A 15,816-nucleotide genomic window follows, 5' to 3' on the forward strand; every position below is an offset into this window, starting at 1 on the left:
GCCAAAGAGAAGCCCAAATCCTATCCATGCAACGTCTGATTTTTGATATCCCATAACAAACCCCATACCGATCGGAGATAAACATGATTTTGAAACGCACACTTTTGAGCCTCGCACTGGGCCTCGGCCTGGCGTCTGCCTTGAGCACGGCGATGGCCGCCGATGAGATCTACATCCCGATGATCTCCAAGGGCTTTCAGCACCAGTTCTGGCAAGCCGTCAAGGCCGGCGCCGAGCAGGCCGGCAAGGACTACAAGGTCAAGGTGACCTTCGAAGGCCCCGAGAGCGAGAGCATGGTGGACAAGCAGATCGACATGTTCGCGGCGGCGCTGGCCAAAAAGCCATCGGCCATCGGCTTTGCCGCGCTGGACAGCAAGGCGTCGATCCCGCTGCTGAAAAAGGCCCAGGCTGCCAAGGTTCCAGTCATCGCCTTTGACTCGGGTGTGGACAGCGATATTCCGGTAACCACGACCACCACCAACAATGTGGCCGCCGCGGCCCTCGCCGCCGACAAGATGGCCGAGCTGATCGGTAAAAGCGGCGATGTCGCCCTGGTGGTGCACGACCAGACCAGCCGCACCGGCATCGATCGCACCGACGGATTTGTCAACCGTATCAAGTCAACCTATCCCAACATCAAGATCGTCAGCGTGCAGTACGGCGGCGGCGACCAGCTCAAATCGACCGAGATCACCAAGTCCATCCTGCAGGCCAACCCCAACCTGAAGGGAATTTTCGGCGCGAACGAAGGCTCGGCCATCGGCGCACTGAACGGCGCCAGGGAAATGAAGCGCAAGGTGGTGATCATCGGCTACGACTCCGGCAAGCAGCAAAAGGCCGCCATCATGGATGGCTCGATGGCCGGCGCCATCACCCAGAACCCGGTCGGCATTGGCTACAAGACGGTGGAGGCGGCGGTCAAGTCCCTCAAGGGCGAAAAGCTGCCCAAGGTCATCGACACCGGCTTTTACTACTACGACAAGACCACCATCAACGATCCCAAGATCGCTGCGGTTCTGTATGACTGATGGGTGCGGCGGCCTCAGGGCTGCCACGCGCTGAAGCGCTTCTTCACCCGTCAAACAGCAATCCCCAGGCAATCCTTCATGAGCACTATCCAATCCATGCGCGTCATCGATGTGCGCTTTCCCACGTCGCGGCATCTCGACGGCTCGGACGCGATGAATCCGGACCCGGACTATTCGGCCGCCTATGTGGTGCTGGAAACCGGCGAGCCGGGGCTTGAAGGCCATGGCCTGACCTTCACCATCGGCCGCGGCAATGAAATCTGCTGTGCCGCCATCGAAGCCATGCGCCATCTGGTGGTCGGTCTCGACATGGACTGGGTGACCGAAGATATGGGCCGCTTCTGGCGTTACATCACCTCGGACAGCCAGCTGCGATGGATCGGCCCCGACAAGGGCGCGATCCACCTGGCGACTGCCGCCGTGGTCAATGCCGTGTGGGACCTGTGGGCCAAGCAGGAGGGCCTGCCGGTGTGGAAGCTGGTGGCCCGCATGAGCCCGGAAGAGATCGTCAGGCTGATCGACTTCCGCTACATCACCGACTGCATCACGCCGGCCGAAGCGCTGGCGCTGTTGACGCGCCAGGCCGCCGGCAAGGACGCGCGCATGAAGACGCTCGAGCAGGAAGGCTACGCCTGCTACACCACTTCCGCCGGATGGCTGGGCTATGACGACGAAAAGCTCAGGCGCCTGGCCCGGGAGGCGGTGGACGCCGGCTTTTCACACATCAAGCTCAAGGTGGGTCGCGACCTGCAGGACGACATCCGGCGGGTGCGCGTCGCCCGCGAGGTGCTCGGCCCCGACCGCACCCTGATGATTGACGCCAACCAGGTGTGGGATGTCAACGAGGCGATTGAGTGGCTGGGGCACCTGGGCTTTGCCAAGCCCTGGTTCATCGAGGAGCCTACCAGCCCCGACGACATCGAGGGTCACCGCCGCATCCGCGAGGCGGTGAAGGGCGACATGCAGGTCGCCACTGGCGAGATGTGCCAGAACCGCGTCATGTTCAAGCAGCTCATCATGCAGGGCGCCATTGACGTGGTGCAGATCGACGCCTGCCGCCTGGGCGGCGTCAACGAGGTGCTGGCCGTGATGTTGATGGCGGCCAAATATGGGCTCAAGGTCTGTCCGCATGCCGGCGGCGTCGGCCTGTGCGAATACGTGCAGCACCTGTCGATGATCGACTACCTCTGCATCGCCGGTACCAAGGAAGGTCGGGTGATCGAATACGTAGACCACCTGCACGAGCATTTCGTGGACCCCTGCGTGATTCGCCATGCCGCCTACATGCCGCCGCAGCGGCCAGGTTACTCGATTGAGATGAAGCGCGAATCGCTGGCGCAGTACGCCTTCAAGGGCTGATGGCCGCTACACACCCTCGGCTGAGCCTGACCATAACCAACGTCTGACAACGGAGCCCTTGATGAATTTGCACCTTCAAAACAAGATTGTCATTGTCACCGGCGGGGGCGCCGGAATTGGCGGGGCCATCAGCCTGCAGCTGGCGCGGGAGGGCGCCGTGCCGGTGATCTTCGGCCGCAGCCCCTTGTTGCCGGAATTTTCCGCGGCCTTGCGGGAGCTCGGTGCACGCCACGGGTTTTTCCAGCTCGAACTTGAAAGCGAATCGGCCTGCCGGACCGCGGTGCAGGGTGCCGTGGCCGAATTCGGCGGCATTGATGCGCTGGTCAACAACGCCGGCGTCAACGACAGCGTCGGCCTGGACGCCGGCCCCGAGGCCTTCCAGCGCTCGCTGCAGTCCAACCTGATGCATTACTACCTGATGGCGCACCTGTGCCTGGACCAGCTCAAGGCCAGGCGCGGCGCCATCGTCAACATTTCCTCCAAGACGGCGCTCACCGGGCAGGGCAACACCAGCGGCTATGTCGCGGCCAAGGCGGCCCAGCTGGGGCTGACACGCGAATGGGCTGCCGCGCTGGCGGCGCATGGCGTGCGGGTCAATGCGGTGCTGCCGGCCGAAGTCATGACACCGCTCTATGAAACGTGGCTCAAGACCTTTGCCGACCCGGCCGCGGCGCTCGCCGACATCACGGCCCGGATTCCCCTCGGTCAGCGCATGACGACCGACCGCGAAATTGCCGACACGGTGGTGTTTCTGCTGTCCGATCGCGCCTCGCACACGACGGGCCAGTGGATTCATCCCGATGGCGGCTATGTGCATCTGGACCGGGCCCTGCTGACCCGTTGATCGCAATGAACACGATACCCAAACGGCCGGGCCTGGAAAGCACGATGAAAGCCCGCAGCCAAGATTTTCCCCGCCCGAACCGGGTTCGCTCTGGGCAGCCATGCCGGCGAATGGGCATATCCGGACTTTTTAACTGACTCAACCTAACCATAGCAAAGAGAGACAAATCATGAAAGCTGCTTTCCGTAGTGTGTACGTCGGTGTGGCCTGCGCGGCTGCCCTGGCTCCGCAGTTGGCCTCGGCCCAGTCCAGTGTTACCTTGTACGGACGTGCCGTATCCGGCCTGGCGTATATCGACCATGTGTATGACCCGGTGGCCAATGCCAGCTTCTCCAAATCCATGGTGGCCAGCAACCAGTGGGGCACCAGCATGTGGGGCATGAAGGGCAAGGAAGACCTGGGCGGCGGCCTGGCGGCCAACTTCCTTCTCGAAAGCGGTTTTGAACTTAAAAACGGGGCGACCGGTAGTGGACTGTTCAACCGCCGCGCCTATGTCGGTCTGTCCAACGCCAGCTGGGGCAGTTTCCGCGTCGGCAAGAACCTGTTCATCAGCAACGACGTATGGGACCTGGACCCGACCGGCCAGCAGTGGGTGGGTAGCGCCACTCTGGTCAGGGGCCGCAGCTGGCCCGGTGCCAACAATGTGGTGGAGTATTCAACGCCTGATTTTGGCGGTTTCAGCGCCACCGGGCAAATCTCATTCGGCGAACAGGCTGGCAACAGCAAGGCACTCCGCGGCGAAGGCATATCGATGACCTATGCGAACCAGGACCTGATGCTGCGCGCCATTTATTCCGCGCGCCGTAATGCTACCGCCACCTTCACGGATGTTTTCAGCACCTCCAAGGAAACCATCATAGGCGGCACTTACAAGTTCGGCCCGGCCAAGCTCTATGCGGCCTACGACTACATCACCGCACCCGACGCGGCCCTCACCGCCGCGTCCAAGCTCAAGCACGCCTGGGTTGGCGTTCGCTACGATGTAACGCCGGCGCTCACGCTGATCGGTTCGGTCTTCCACGTCAAATCTGACCGGGTGGCCGGCAAGGCCACGCTGGGCATGGTGGGTGCGGACTACAGCATGTCCAAGCGCACACTGCTGTACGCGTCATTCGGTAGCGTCAGCAACTCCAGTGGCGCCAACTTCGGGGTGGACGGTGGGATCTCGGGAAATCCGGCGGTCAACCAGGGGCAAAGAACCATTTACGCGGGCATTGCGCACAGCTTTTAAAGGGCAACGCCGCCGGGTGAGCTAGGCGCTCGGCGGCAGGCTGGCTGGTTCAGATCGGGATCACCTGACGCGGACCAGCTGGCCAAACACTTTTTGCTATTAAAAATATAGCTGCTCGCGCAGGCGCTGCCTGCGCCGCAGCTATTTTTTATGCTCAATCGGCGTGCAAGCGGCATCGTATTGCGCACTCGTACGCAAGGGCGTGGGCGACAATCAGCGCCGTGCTCCGCATTCTTTTCGTCACTTTCCCTTTTTTCGCCCTGGTGCTGTGCGGCTACCTTGCTGCACGCCGGGGCCTGCTCCCGCAGCTGGCCATTCCTGGCCTGAACACCTTCGTGCTGTATTTCGCATTGCCCTGCATGCTGTACCGCTTTGGCGCCGGCACGCCGATTGCGCAGCTGCTGGACGCGAGCCTGGTGGCCGTCTATTTAGTGTGTGCTCTGTTGATGGTGGCTTTCACCGTGATGCTCACGCGCAAGGGCCGCATTGCATGGAACGATGCGTCTTTTGGCGCGCTGGTGGCGGCCTTCCCCAACACCGGCTTCATGGGCGTGCCGCTTCTGGTGGCACTGCTGGGCGCGCAGGCCGCCGGCCCGGCCATTGTCACCATCCTGGTTGATTTGCTGGTGACAAGCTCGCTGTGCATCGCGCTGTCGCGGCTGGACTCGGCCGACATTCATGGCGCCGAGGTTGCCGCGCAAAATGCGCTCAAGGGCGTGGCGCTCAATCCCATGCCGTGGGCCATCGTGCTGGGCGCGCTGTCGTCCGGCTTTGGTGTGATGTTGCCCGCGCCGGTGATGCAGACCGTCGGGCTGCTGGCCGATGCGGCCTCGCCTGTGGCGCTATTTACCATTGGCGCGGTGCTGGCGCGTTCGCAGATGAACAGCACGGCTGCCACACCCCTGAAAGAGTATGTGCCGGTTGCGCTCATCAAACTGGTGGTGCACCCGGTACTGGTGGGCCTCGTCGGGTTGGGTGCCATCGCTGTGGGCGTGCCGCTGCAACCCTTCGCGCTCACAGTCATCGTACTGGTGGCGGCGTTGCCCAGCGCCAGCAATGTGGCGCTGCTGGCCGAGCGCTTCGGCGCGGACAACGGGCGCATCGCCCGCATCATCCTGTTGTCTACGGTGCTGGCCTTTTTCAGCTTTTCGGCAGCGGTGACCCTGCTGACCTGAGCCAGGTACCAGGCCTTTTCGGGCCTCGTTACAAAAAAAATGAAAAAAGATGGCCCCGCGCTGTCGATTTCGCTCTTCCCGTTCGTCGTACCGGTAAGAGCAGGATTTTTCTGCCTGGGTTGTCCGGGCTCTCCGCTCCCAACGCAAACCCAAAGGAGTCCGAAATGAAATTCATGGTCCTCATCAAAGCCGACAAACACAGCGAAGCCGGTGAAATGCCCAGCGAACAACTGCTGGCCGACATGGGCAAGTTCAACGAATCGCTGGTCAAGGCCGGCGTCATGCTGGCGGGCGAGGGGCTGCACCCCAGTTCAAAAGGCGCGCGCGTCAGGTTTTCCGGCAGCAAGCGCACCGTGATCGACGGGCCTTTCCCCGAAACCAAAGAGTTGGTCGCCGGTTTCTGGATGCTGCAGGTCTCGTCAAAAGAGGAAGCAATTGAATGGGTCAAACGCTGCCCGTTACCGCCTGAGAGCGAAGCCGAAATCGAAATCCGTCAGGTGTTTTCGGCCGAAGATTTCGGCGCCGAATTCACGCCTGAACTTCGCGAAGCCGAGGAACGCCTGCGCCGGCAGGTAGAAGCAAAGAGCTGAAACGCGCCAGCCCCGTGTTTGAGGTAAAAACCGGGGACGGCGGCGCGGGCTGCCTAAGGAAATCCACATGCAATACATGATCCTGCGCAAATCCGACGCGAGCACTGAAGCCGGCGAGCTGCCCAGCCCCGCACTGCTGGCCGCCATGGGCGCCTACAACGAAGCACTGGCCAGGGCCGGCATGCTGCTGGGCGGCGAAGGCCTGCAGGCAAGCTCAAAGGGCGCGCGCATCCGGTTTTCCGGTGGCAAGCCCACGGTCATCGATGGCCCCTTCACCGAAGCCAAAGAGCTGATCGCCGGTTTCACCATGATTGAGGCGGCTTCCAGGGATGAAGTACTGGAATGGCTCAAGCGCTGGCCTCAAGAGGATGCGGATGGCAATACTTCGCTGGAAATCCGCGAGGGCGGCTGCCCCGGCGGCCTGCGCGGCGTTGCTGGGGAAGGCGCGCCGCCCCTGCCCGAGGGATTTCGCCGCTTCATGATTTTGCTCAAGGCCAATGACCGGGCCGAGGCCGGCATCGTGCCCGACAGCCAGTGGCTGGGCCGTATGGCCCAACACAATGACGACGCCGTCAAGGCCGGTGTGCTGCTAATGGGCGAAGGGCTTAAGCCCAGCGCCAGCGCATCCCGCATGAAATTCACCCGAGGCAAACCCAGCGTGATGGACGGGCCCTTCGCCGAAGCGAAAGAGTTGCTGGCCGGTTTCTGGATCATTCAGGCGCGGTCGCTCAAGGCCGCGGTGGACTGGGCGCTGGCCTATCCGTTCCCGTTTCGGGATACGGAAGAGGTTGAGGTCGAGATTCGGCTGTTGTTTGAGGCTGTCGATTTCGCACAGGCTTAGCGTTCAGGGTTCCGGCCAAAAATATTTGAAATTTTTTTGGCGAGGCATGTCGATTTCGCGTTTTTCGTTCGTCGTACCAGTGAGCAGACGTTTTTTGGAGGCCGGACCGGCCCGATAAACCCGGCGCTCGCCCATTTATCGAAGTGAACGAACACCAACTTAAGGGAATAAAACATGTTCAAGACCATCGCCATCATTGCAGCCGTCGCCATCGTGGTTTTTATCGTGGCCGTACTGATACTGGCCTCCAACAAGCCCGACACCTTCCGCGTGCAGCGCCAGGCCACCATCCAGGCGCCGCCCGAAAAAATCTTCCCGCTGATCAACGACTACAAACAGTGGGGCGCCTGGTCGCCCTGGGAGAAGAAGGACGCGGCCATGAAGCGCAGCTTCAGCGGTCCGGCCACCGGCAAGGGAGCGGCCTACGCCTGGGAAAGCAAGGAAGTCGGCACGGGCGACATGCTGATCACCGAATCCGTACCGTCTTCGCTCGTCAGGATAGACCTGAACTTCAGCAAACCTTTTGAAGCCCACAACAAGGTGGTCTTCACCATCCAGCCGCAAGCCGGCGGCAGCTTGGTCAGTTGGGATATGGCCGGCCCCGCGCCCCTGTTGGCCAGGGTCATGCATGTCTTCTTCGATATGGACAAGATGGTGGGCAAGGATTTCGAAGCCGGCCTGGCCGACCTGAAGGCTGCTGCAGAAAAGTAAGCCCGGCTCACCCGCCCCACATTCAAGGAGTATTCAAATGCGATTCATGATGCTGATGATCCCCAAAGGCTACGAAACTGCCGACGCAGGCACCATGCCCAGCGCCGACGCCGTCGCCGCGATGATGAAATACAACGAAGCGCTGCAAAAAGCCGGCGTGCTGCTCGCGCTGGACGGCCTGCACCCACCCTCCATGGGCGCCCGCGTGAGTTTTCCGGGTGGCAAGGACCATGTCAAAGACGGCCCTTTTGCCGAAGCCCGTGAAGTGCTGGGCGGCTACTGGATGATCAACGTGGCCTCGCGTGCCGAGGCCATCGAGTGGGCCTCGCGCTGCCCCGGCGGTGAAAACGAAATCATCGAGGTGCGCCAGGTGCAGGAGATGTCGGACTTCCCGCCCGACGTGCAGCAAGCGGCTGCCGGCTTCGTCGAGATGCAACAAGCGCCGAGCGGAAAAAGCAAAGGCAAGGGCGCCTGAAGCCGCATGGCGTCGCATGAAACCCATCGCGCCATCGACGCCGTCTGGCGCATCGAGTCGGCCAAGGTCATCGCCAAGGTTGCACGCATGGTGCAGGAGGTGGGCCTGGCTGAAGAGATCGCGCAGGACGCGCTGGTTACCGCGCTGGAGCGCTGGCCCAAGACGGGCGTGCCGGACAACCCGGGCGCCTGGCTCATGGCGGTGGCCAAGCACCGCGCCATCGACTACCTGCGGCGGCGCAAGCTGCTCGCGCTCAAGCATGAAGAGCTGGGCCATGAACTCGAGCTGGAGCAGGAAATGGCCTTCGCCGACGTAGACGAGCCTGGCTCCGGGGACGATGGCGCCGACGACTACGGCGACGACCTGCTGCGCCTGATCTTCACCGCCTGCCACCCGGTACTGTCCACCGAGGCGCGCATCGCGCTTACGCTGCGGTTGCTGGGCGGCCTGAGCACCGACGAGATCGCGCGTGCCTTCCTCGTGCCCGAACCCACCGTGGCCCAGCGCATCGTGCGCGCCAAGCGCACCCTGGCCGAGGCGCGCGTGCCCTTTGAAGTGCCCGGCCCCGAAGAGCGCGGCGCCCGGCTGGCTTCGGTGCTGGAAGTTATTTATCTGATCTTCAATGAAGGCTACTCAGCCACTTCGGGTGGCGACTGGATGCGACCCGCGCTGTGCGACCAGGCCTTGCGGCTGGGGCGCGTGCTGGCCGAACTCGCGACGCAGGAGCCTGAGGTTCATGGCCTGGTGGCGCTGATGGAAATCCAGGCCTCGCGCGCCAAGGCGCGCACCGGGCCTTCGGGTGAGCCCATCTTGCTGCTGGAACAAAACCGTGCGAGCTGGGACCATATCCTGATACGCCGCGGCTTTGCCGCATTGGCACGCGCTGAGGCGTTAGGCGGCGCGCTGGGGCCGTATGCGTTACAGGCCGCGATCGCCGCTTGCCATGCGCGTGCGCCCACCGGTGCGGACACTGACTGGCAGCGCATTGCCGCGCTTTACGATGCGCTGGCGCAGCTCATGCCCTCGCCGGTGGTGGAGCTCAATCGCGCCGTGGCGCTGGCCATGGCTTTTGGCCCGGCGACGGGGCTGGAGGTGGCCGATGCGCTGCTGGCCGAGCCCTTGATGAAAAACTACCACCTGCTGCCCAGCGTACGCGCCGACTTTTTATTTAAGCTCGGCCGGCTGGACGAAGCCCATGCCGAGTTCGAACGCGCCGCTTCGCTCACGCGCAACCTGCGCGAACGTGAGCTGCTGCTGGCACGCGCCGAGGCCTGCAAGCCCGACGCCACGCCGCGCCTTTCCTGAAGCGCTTCAGGCGGCAAGCTTGCGACCGCCCAGCATGCAGGCGATGGCCGCCAGTTGCAGCAGCACGGTCACGCCAAAGTAAAGGCCAGTGCCCGCACCGAGGTGCGCCGGGCTCCCGTTGCCGGTCACCAGCAACAGGGCAAACGTGGCTGGCGCCAGCGACCAAAGACCCTGCGAGATCGCCACGATCAGCGCCACCACACGCGCCACGTCTTCCTTGACGAACTCCACCTGCGCCACCAGCGGCGGCAGCGATGTCGCGTTGCCGATGCCGATGCCGAACAGCACCACGCCCAGCAGGATCAGCGCGGTCTGGTGTTCTGCCGCGCAGGCCAGTAACAGTGAGCCGGCGATCTGCACGGCGTAGCTCATGCTGGCCACCAGCCGCCGGTCGGCACCGGCCGGCATGCATTTGGCGACGATGGTGCGGCCGCCGATGGCGCAAGCGGTGGCCAACGCCATCGCCAGGCCCGCGCCCTGGGTGCTGAGCGCTGACACCAGCAGCGAATACAAATGCGTGATCAAGCCGGCCTGGGCAAACATGCTCAGCGCCATCGCCGCGGCCAGCGTACGAAAGCTGCGGTCGCGCCACAGCAGGCGGCCCGGCAAGGGTTTGGCATGCGCAGAGGTGACGCTGCGTGCTGGCGTGCCCGGTGCGTCACCGTCAGGCTGCTGGCCCATGCGCTCTGGCGTTTGCGCGATCACGTAGAAACAGAGGCACCCCACGACAGCCAGCATGGCCGCGCCCACCAAAAGGGTGGCGGCGGTAAAGCCCATCGCCGCGATCAAAGCGCCCCATAGCGGCGAGAAAATCACACCGCCCAGGCTGGCGCCGTTATAAGCTTTGGCCAGCGCCATGGGACGGCCGCGCACAAACCACGGCGAGATGATGGCGTTGATGCCCGCAGCGCCCATCGTGACCCAGCCGCCGCCCGTCAGCATGGCAGCCACAAACAGTTGCCAGGGCTGTGCAGCCAGCGCCCAGCCCAGAAGTCCCAGTGCCAGCGTGGCGGCACCCGCAGCGGTAGTGGCGGCGACGCCCAGCCGGGCATGGATGCGCGGCATGCAGGCCACCACGCCCGCGCCGAACAAAAAGTGAAACGTCACGGCGGCAGACACCAAGGGCAGTGCCCATCCGGTGCGCGCAAGCACCGCGTGCAGAAAAATTGCCGGGCTGTAAAAGCCAATACCCCAGCCGAAGATGGCCAATACAAAGGCGGCGCGCACAACGGTGACGCCGTAAAACGCGCGTGGCGCCGGCGGCTGAAGGGCAGGGGTCATTGGCAGTTCCATGGAGTTCTCCTTGAGGGGCGGCAGCGGCTGCTGCATGGCCTTCATGGTGCGGCGAAGCCCGACTTTGATGCTTCGTCACGGAGCGAAGCATGGGCCGCCCGATGCTGCTAAGGTTGGTACTCAGAAGGTCTTAAACCATGATGAATACCAACCAAATCGCGCACATCGCCTCGCTGGTCGGCGAACCGGCCCGCACCGCCATGCTGATGGAGCTGCTGGACGGCCGCTCGCTCACCGCCCACGAACTGGCGGGCGTCGGCAATGTCTCGCCACAAACCGCCAGCCGTCACCTGGCCCTGATGGTCGAAGGCGGCCTGCTGTGCGTAGAGCAGCACGGCCGGCACCGCTACCACCGCCTGGCCTCGGTCGACGTGGCCCGCGTACTCGAAGGCATCACGCAACTGGCCTCACAAAATGCACCCGCGCCACGCCGCTCCGTAGTGCCCGGCCCCAAAGACGCTGCCATGCGCATGGCCCGCAGCTGCTACGACCACATCGCCGGCCGCCTCGGTGTGGCCATTGCCCATCACCTTGTGGCCGACGGCGCCATCACGTTTGATGGCGAGGCCGGCCATGTGACCGCCAAGGCCGGCGCCGTACTGGCGCGTCTGGGGATTGAGATGTCAACGTCGCCGACCAGCATCAACACCAAGCGCCCCTACTGCCGCCCGTGCCTGGACTGGAGCGAACGCCGCTTCCATGTCGCCGGGCAACTCGGCACGCTGATCTGCACGCACAGCCTGGAGCGCGGCTGGCTGCTGCGCCGCCAGGGCATGCGCGCGCTGGAGATCACGCCCAAAGGCGTGGTTGCGCTGCGTGACTGGATGGGGCAGGAGGATTGGCGGCAGGTCACTGAAGGCGATGCATTTCCTGCGCGGGTAGGGGCTGCGTTACGCGCCGCCTGAAGCCGTTGCTCGCAACCGTTTTACGGTCGAAACCGCCAATGTATGCCGCAGCGTTTTGCGGCATACATTACGTCAGGCACTTCGCTCAAAACCCGCTTCTGTCCGATTTTCCATGACCATCTACATTGAGAGCACTGACTTTGACCAAGACTCGCTACCCAAAGGTTGGGATGAGGCGGCGTTCAAATACTGCAACTTCAGCAAACTTTGTATGGAGGGTAGCGGTTTCGGCGGCGTTCTCGTTGGCTGTGTCATCGAGGAATCTGAGTGGTACTGGAGCCTGTTCAATACCACAACATTTGTGAACGTCGAATTCAAAAAGTGCGTCTTTCGCGGCGCCTCATTTGCAGGTTGCAGCTTCACTGAATGCAGATTTATCGACTGCTTGTTTGTCAAAGACAACCTGGGCGGAGACTGTCATTTCACTGAAAGCCGCTGGTACGCATGCACACAATCTGGTTGCACAGGTCTCGTTGATGCAGTCGCTCAATCGCCGAGCCCAGGTGAGTTCGCCTGACCTTCCATCAAGCTGATGTCCCTTGGCAAGACAGAAAATGCCTTTCATCTAAAATTTTGGAGCGTAAAAGCATGATTGCAATGTACGGGCCTTCCTGGCCGAGGCGAGTTGACCGGCGTGCCGAACGGGGCCACTACGAGCCGCATGACGAACCACCGTTCCTGGTGAATGCCCGAACGTTGGGAGACGCGCTGTCGGCCTATGGAGAACGCTTCAGCATCGACATAAAGCCCTACGACGGGTCTCTCGAACATTTCCCGCTTGAGGCTGGCACGCCGCCAAAGTACTTTTTCTACATTCAGGCCAATGGAGATCGGTCTATGGTGGACATCCATGTGACGCGGGGCAATGAGGAGCTCTGTCCAAAGCAGGATTTGGCTTTCGTATTGCTGGCGGATGACCGGGTAGAAATTGGCGGGCTCATATGTTGAATTCCCTTGGGAGACTATTTAAATGAGACAAGGCTCAATGCCTAGCATCGGAGTTCGCGTTGTTGTCGTCGTAGTCGGTGCCTGTATCTGCCTTTTCGCGGGATTGAGGTTGAGTCAAGCGGTGCAGCACGCTGTGGCGACTGGAGCCGTTCTTCTTGGCGACACCAAGCCTATGTCTCGTGGCGCGGTCTACCCCTACCCGTGGCGCGAAGCCTGGGGTTTCTTTGCGGGGTGGTCCTTAATAGCCGTTGGCGGGATATTGGTCGCGCTTGCGGCAGCGGGGCGCTGGTGGCTTTTGCTGATCGCCTTGTTGGCGTTCTTGAGCGGGCAGATACTGGTAGCTGCTGCCCCTATGCTTGGTTCGGTTTGGGGCACCTTTGTGCTTGTCTCAGTCTGGGGCGGTGGAAGCCTGTTGGCATTGGCATTTGCGCTCTGGCGAAGTGCGCGCAACCATCGGCAGCTGCAACTAGAGCCGGAACTCCAAGACCGAAAGCGCGGTGAACATTCTGCATAGCTGGTCAGTCCAGGCAGGCGTTCTGTTGGCAGGTGTCGATCAAATCGCAATCGGATCCACATCAATCGCCCAGCGAATCAGGCTTTTGAATTCAGCCTGCTGGCGCGTTTCAAACAGCACCGGCTGCCAGGCCGCCAGAAAGCGTTGCAGCGCTGCGCGTGACGGGCTTTCGACCAGCATCTGCGCACGCTCGATATTGGCCACGCGCTGTATCGTCATCGGCACGGCTGGGTAGGCGGTGACTTGCCCGTGGCCCGTGAGTTGCTGCGCCTCGGCCTGGGCGGCTGCCGCGTTGAGAAATCCTTGTGCGACGGACTGCTCGCGTGCCTCGGCGCGCACCAGCGCTGAAAAGCCAAAGGGCGACATGCCTGCCGCTTCGCGTTCTGCCAGCTGCTGGTCGGCAAAACCCGGGTAGTCGTGCTTTTTGAGTGCTTCAAACAGCGGATGGGCGGGATGAAAGGTTTGCACCCACATCTCGCTGGCGTCGCTGTGCCTTGCATCACGGCCTGCGCGGCCGCCGGCCTGCATCAAAAGACTGAAGAGGCGCTCGGGGGCGCGGAAGTCGCTAGAGAACAGCGCGCCGTCGGGGTTGATAGCCGCCACCAGCGTGATGTGGCGAAAGTCGTGGCCCTTGGCAATCATCTGCGTGCCGACCAGCACGTCGACTTCGCCCGCATGCACGCTGGCCAATTGTGATTCGAGCGCGCCTTTGAGCCGTGTCGTGTCGGCATCAATGCGGGCAATGCGCGGCGGCTCGCCGTCTGGCCGCTTCACGCCGGCCAGCAATTCGGCCAAATGTTCTTCCAGCCGTTCGGTGCCGCGTCCCACGGGCGCGATGTCGATGTTGCCGCAGCTCGGGCAGGCGCGCGGCACGCGTTCGGTAAAGCCGCAGTGGTGGCAGCGCAATGTGCGGTCTATCTTGTGGAAGACGCGGTAGGCGCTGCAATGCGGGCACTCGCTTTTCCAGCCGCAGTCGTGGCAGGCCAGCACAGGTGCATAACCGCGCCGGTTTAAAAAGATCAGCGACTGCTCGCCACGCGCCACCCGTTGTGCGATGGCATCCAGCAGCGGCGGCGCAATCACGCAGTGCTTGGGCTGGTGGTTCATGTCCACGCGCCGAACTGTGGGCAGGCCTCCTGAAGAGCTCGTCGCTGAGGAATTTTCCGACGGGCCGCCCCTAGGAAAATTGGCCCCCTCGGGGGGCAGCGCATTACGCGAAGCGAAAAGCGTGGGGGCCACGTCACCGATGCGTTCACTCATTGTGAGGCGTTGGTAGCGGCCCGCCAGTGTCGCCTGCCAGCTCTCCAATGATGGCGTGGCCGAACCGAGCAGCACCCTGCAAGGACCATGGCCATGCGTGGCGTCTTCGGTTTCGATCTTGGCGCGGTAGACAGCCAGGTCGCGGGCGGAATAGCGTGCGCCCTCTTGTTGCTTGTAGCTTGGGTCGTGTTCCTCGTCGACCACCAGCAGGCGCAGATTCGGCATGGAGGCAAACACCGCCATGCGCGTGCCCAGCACCAGGCGCGCATGGCCGGCATGGGCCGCCAGCCAGCTTTTCAGGCGCTGGGCTGGGGTCAGGCCGCTGTGCAAGGCCACCACGCGCTCTTTGCCCAGGTGGGCAAAACGCGCTTCAAAGCGCGACTGCAGCTGAGGCGTGAGGTTGATCTCGGGCACCATCACCAGCACCTGGGCTGTGGGGTCCTGCTCCAGCACGCGGGCCGCGGCGCGCAGGTAGACCTCGGTTTTGCCGCTGCCGGTGGCGCCGAACAGCAGCGCGGGCCGGGTATCGTTGTCAAATTCAGCCAGGGCAAGAGCCTGCTGCGCACTGAGCGGCATCAGCGCCGCGGTGTCCTGCGGGCCGCTGGTGTCAGCCACCGGGCGCTTGAGCCGCCGCGCCAGCTGAACATTGCTCAGGTCGCGCAGTTGCGGCGGCAATGCCGCCAGCGCCACCTCGCCCAGGGAGCGCTGGTAATAAGCCGCGGTGAACGTCACCAGTTTTCGCCAGGTCGCCGAAAGAGGCTGCAGCCCTTCCAGCCCGCCGGTGACGTGGCGCGTCTGTATTTCCAGTAGCGTTCCACTGTCAGGCACTGCTTCCCACACGACCCCAAGGACTTCGCGTTTACCCAGCGGCACCCGCACCAGGGAGCCGACAGCAAGTGGCAATTCACTCTGGTAGGTCAGTGGCCCGGCGATGGAACTGTGCGCGGGCGCGGCAACGGCAACTTGAAGCCAATAGCTCATTTGGAGTAACTAAATGTGTTTACTTCTTGAGAAGTACATCCAGATAGTGCGCTAAGTCCTTGATTTACCATCGCTTTACAGATTTCCAGATTTTCTGTGGATAACTTTGTTGATAGCTTGCCTTGGCGCGTCGCGAAGCCTTGTAAATCAAGGCTTTTCTTAAACTGCCCGGAAAAAAAGCAATTTAAAGTCTCTATATAAATCAATAACTTACGTGCGCTATTGCTTTGATAGCGAAGCATGCTGCCTGGGTTCACCATTGCGGCACCGCAACACGAATTTTGTGCATAAGTCCGGGCGCCGTCGCCCGGTTTTGTGCTAGCCATGGTTGAAATCATTCATCCCGTGGCCTTTTC

The 15,816-nt window shown here is 62.4% G+C and carries 16 protein-coding genes; 13 read left to right on the forward strand and 3 right to left on the reverse strand.

Translation table 11 applies throughout. The features are described from left to right. Positions 1–86 precede the first annotated feature (86 nt). The 10 genes from AC1DYQ_RS21240 to AC1DYQ_RS21285 all read left to right on the forward strand — a co-directional run bounded on the left by AC1DYQ_RS21240 (position 87) and on the right by AC1DYQ_RS21285 (position 9,559). A complete protein-coding gene (locus tag AC1DYQ_RS21240; RefSeq protein ID WP_477688488.1) occupies positions 87–1,028 on the forward strand; it encodes a substrate-binding domain-containing protein in 942 nt (313 codons plus the stop codon). A gap of 78 nt (positions 1,029–1,106) precedes the next feature. Beyond that, a complete protein-coding gene (locus AC1DYQ_RS21245; protein ID WP_477688460.1) occupies positions 1,107–2,387 on the forward strand; it encodes an L-fuconate dehydratase in 1,281 nt (426 codons plus the stop codon). Between the two features lie 61 nt (positions 2,388–2,448). After that, entirely contained in the window at positions 2,449–3,231 is a 783-nt protein-coding gene (locus tag AC1DYQ_RS21250; protein WP_477688461.1) for an L-fucose dehydrogenase, read from the forward strand. 169 nt (positions 3,232–3,400) lie between these two features. Beyond that, on the forward strand, positions 3,401–4,462 hold the full coding sequence (locus AC1DYQ_RS21255; protein WP_477688462.1) for a porin: 1,062 nt from the start codon (positions 3,401–3,403) through the stop codon (positions 4,460–4,462). Positions 4,463–4,683: 221 nt separating this feature from the next. Then, entirely contained in the window at positions 4,684–5,637 is a 954-nt protein-coding gene (locus AC1DYQ_RS21260; protein ID WP_477688463.1) for an AEC family transporter, read from the forward strand. Positions 5,638–5,801: 164 nt separating this feature from the next. Further along, positions 5,802–6,227 carry a YciI family protein gene (locus tag AC1DYQ_RS21265; protein ID WP_477688464.1) on the forward strand — a complete coding sequence of 142 codons (426 nt, stop codon included), beginning with the start codon at positions 5,802–5,804 and terminating at the stop codon, positions 6,225–6,227. A 67-nt stretch (positions 6,228–6,294) separates the two neighbouring features. Continuing rightward, positions 6,295–7,068: a YciI family protein gene (locus AC1DYQ_RS21270; RefSeq protein ID WP_477688465.1), complete on the forward strand. Its 774-nt coding sequence runs from the start codon at positions 6,295–6,297 to the stop codon at positions 7,066–7,068. A 174-nt stretch (positions 7,069–7,242) separates the two neighbouring features. After that, the gene (locus AC1DYQ_RS21275) at positions 7,243–7,779 is read left to right on the forward strand and encodes an SRPBCC family protein (protein ID WP_477688466.1); all 537 of its coding nucleotides are present in this window, start codon (positions 7,243–7,245) and stop codon (positions 7,777–7,779) included. A 37-nt stretch (positions 7,780–7,816) separates the two neighbouring features. Continuing rightward, positions 7,817–8,254: a YciI family protein gene (locus AC1DYQ_RS21280; protein WP_477688467.1), complete on the forward strand. Its 438-nt coding sequence runs from the start codon at positions 7,817–7,819 to the stop codon at positions 8,252–8,254. A gap of 6 nt (positions 8,255–8,260) precedes the next feature. After that, complete coding sequence (locus AC1DYQ_RS21285; RefSeq protein WP_477688468.1) at positions 8,261–9,559, forward strand: RNA polymerase sigma factor; 1,299 nt, start codon at positions 8,261–8,263, stop codon at positions 9,557–9,559. 6 nt (positions 9,560–9,565) lie between these two features. On the opposite strand, the gene AC1DYQ_RS21290 is transcribed toward AC1DYQ_RS21285, so the two are convergent. After that, positions 9,566–10,852 carry an MFS transporter gene (locus AC1DYQ_RS21290; RefSeq protein ID WP_477688469.1) on the reverse strand — a complete coding sequence of 429 codons (1,287 nt, stop codon included), beginning with the start codon at positions 10,850–10,852 and terminating at the stop codon, positions 9,566–9,568. 140 nt (positions 10,853–10,992) lie between these two features. Here AC1DYQ_RS21290 and AC1DYQ_RS21295 point away from each other — a divergent pair, with 140 nt between their 5' ends. The 3 genes from AC1DYQ_RS21295 to AC1DYQ_RS21305 all read left to right on the forward strand — a co-directional run bounded on the left by AC1DYQ_RS21295 (position 10,993) and on the right by AC1DYQ_RS21305 (position 12,705). Continuing rightward, complete coding sequence (locus tag AC1DYQ_RS21295; RefSeq protein WP_477688489.1) at positions 10,993–11,757, forward strand: ArsR/SmtB family transcription factor; 765 nt, start codon at positions 10,993–10,995, stop codon at positions 11,755–11,757. A gap of 112 nt (positions 11,758–11,869) precedes the next feature. Further along, positions 11,870–12,274: a pentapeptide repeat-containing protein gene (locus tag AC1DYQ_RS21300; RefSeq protein ID WP_477688470.1), complete on the forward strand. Its 405-nt coding sequence runs from the start codon at positions 11,870–11,872 to the stop codon at positions 12,272–12,274. Between the two features lie 71 nt (positions 12,275–12,345). Further along, the gene (locus AC1DYQ_RS21305) at positions 12,346–12,705 is read left to right on the forward strand and encodes a hypothetical protein (protein ID WP_477688471.1); all 360 of its coding nucleotides are present in this window, start codon (positions 12,346–12,348) and stop codon (positions 12,703–12,705) included. Positions 12,706–13,258: 553 nt separating this feature from the next. On the opposite strand, the gene priA is transcribed toward AC1DYQ_RS21305, so the two are convergent. Further along, positions 13,259–15,460, reverse strand: a complete 2,202-nt coding sequence (gene priA / locus AC1DYQ_RS21310; protein WP_477688472.1) for a replication restart helicase PriA — start codon at positions 15,458–15,460, stop codon at positions 13,259–13,261. Next, positions 15,457–15,798: a hypothetical protein gene (locus AC1DYQ_RS21315; RefSeq protein ID WP_477688473.1), complete on the reverse strand. Its 342-nt coding sequence runs from the start codon at positions 15,796–15,798 to the stop codon at positions 15,457–15,459. The genes priA and AC1DYQ_RS21315 overlap by 4 nt, the downstream gene beginning before the upstream one ends. Positions 15,799–15,816 lie beyond the last annotated feature (18 nt).

Source organism: Polaromonas sp. P1_F4, assembly GCF_056405675.1.

Coding starts and splice junctions, on each gene's coding strand:
- AC1DYQ_RS21245 (WP_477688460.1), top strand. CDS start 1,107: ATGAGCACTATCCAATCCATGCGCGTCATCGATGTGCGCTTTCCCACG.
- AC1DYQ_RS21250 (WP_477688461.1), top strand. CDS start 2,449: ATGAATTTGCACCTTCAAAACAAGATTGTCATTGTCACCGGCGGGGGC.
- AC1DYQ_RS21255 (WP_477688462.1), top strand. CDS start 3,401: ATGAAAGCTGCTTTCCGTAGTGTGTACGTCGGTGTGGCCTGCGCGGCT.
- AC1DYQ_RS21265 (WP_477688464.1), top strand. CDS start 5,802: ATGAAATTCATGGTCCTCATCAAAGCCGACAAACACAGCGAAGCCGGT.
- AC1DYQ_RS21270 (WP_477688465.1), top strand. CDS start 6,295: ATGCAATACATGATCCTGCGCAAATCCGACGCGAGCACTGAAGCCGGC.
- AC1DYQ_RS21275 (WP_477688466.1), top strand. CDS start 7,243: ATGTTCAAGACCATCGCCATCATTGCAGCCGTCGCCATCGTGGTTTTT.
- AC1DYQ_RS21280 (WP_477688467.1), top strand. CDS start 7,817: ATGCGATTCATGATGCTGATGATCCCCAAAGGCTACGAAACTGCCGAC.
- AC1DYQ_RS21285 (WP_477688468.1), top strand. CDS start 8,261: ATGGCGTCGCATGAAACCCATCGCGCCATCGACGCCGTCTGGCGCATC.
- AC1DYQ_RS21290 (WP_477688469.1), bottom strand. CDS start 10,852: ATGGAACTGCCAATGACCCCTGCCCTTCAGCCGCCGGCGCCACGCGCG.
- AC1DYQ_RS21295 (WP_477688489.1), top strand. CDS start 10,993: ATGAATACCAACCAAATCGCGCACATCGCCTCGCTGGTCGGCGAACCG.
- AC1DYQ_RS21300 (WP_477688470.1), top strand. CDS start 11,870: ATGACCATCTACATTGAGAGCACTGACTTTGACCAAGACTCGCTACCC.
- AC1DYQ_RS21305 (WP_477688471.1), top strand. CDS start 12,346: ATGATTGCAATGTACGGGCCTTCCTGGCCGAGGCGAGTTGACCGGCGT.
- priA (WP_477688472.1), bottom strand. CDS start 15,460: ATGAGCTATTGGCTTCAAGTTGCCGTTGCCGCGCCCGCGCACAGTTCC.
- AC1DYQ_RS21315 (WP_477688473.1), bottom strand. CDS start 15,798: ATGATTTCAACCATGGCTAGCACAAAACCGGGCGACGGCGCCCGGACT.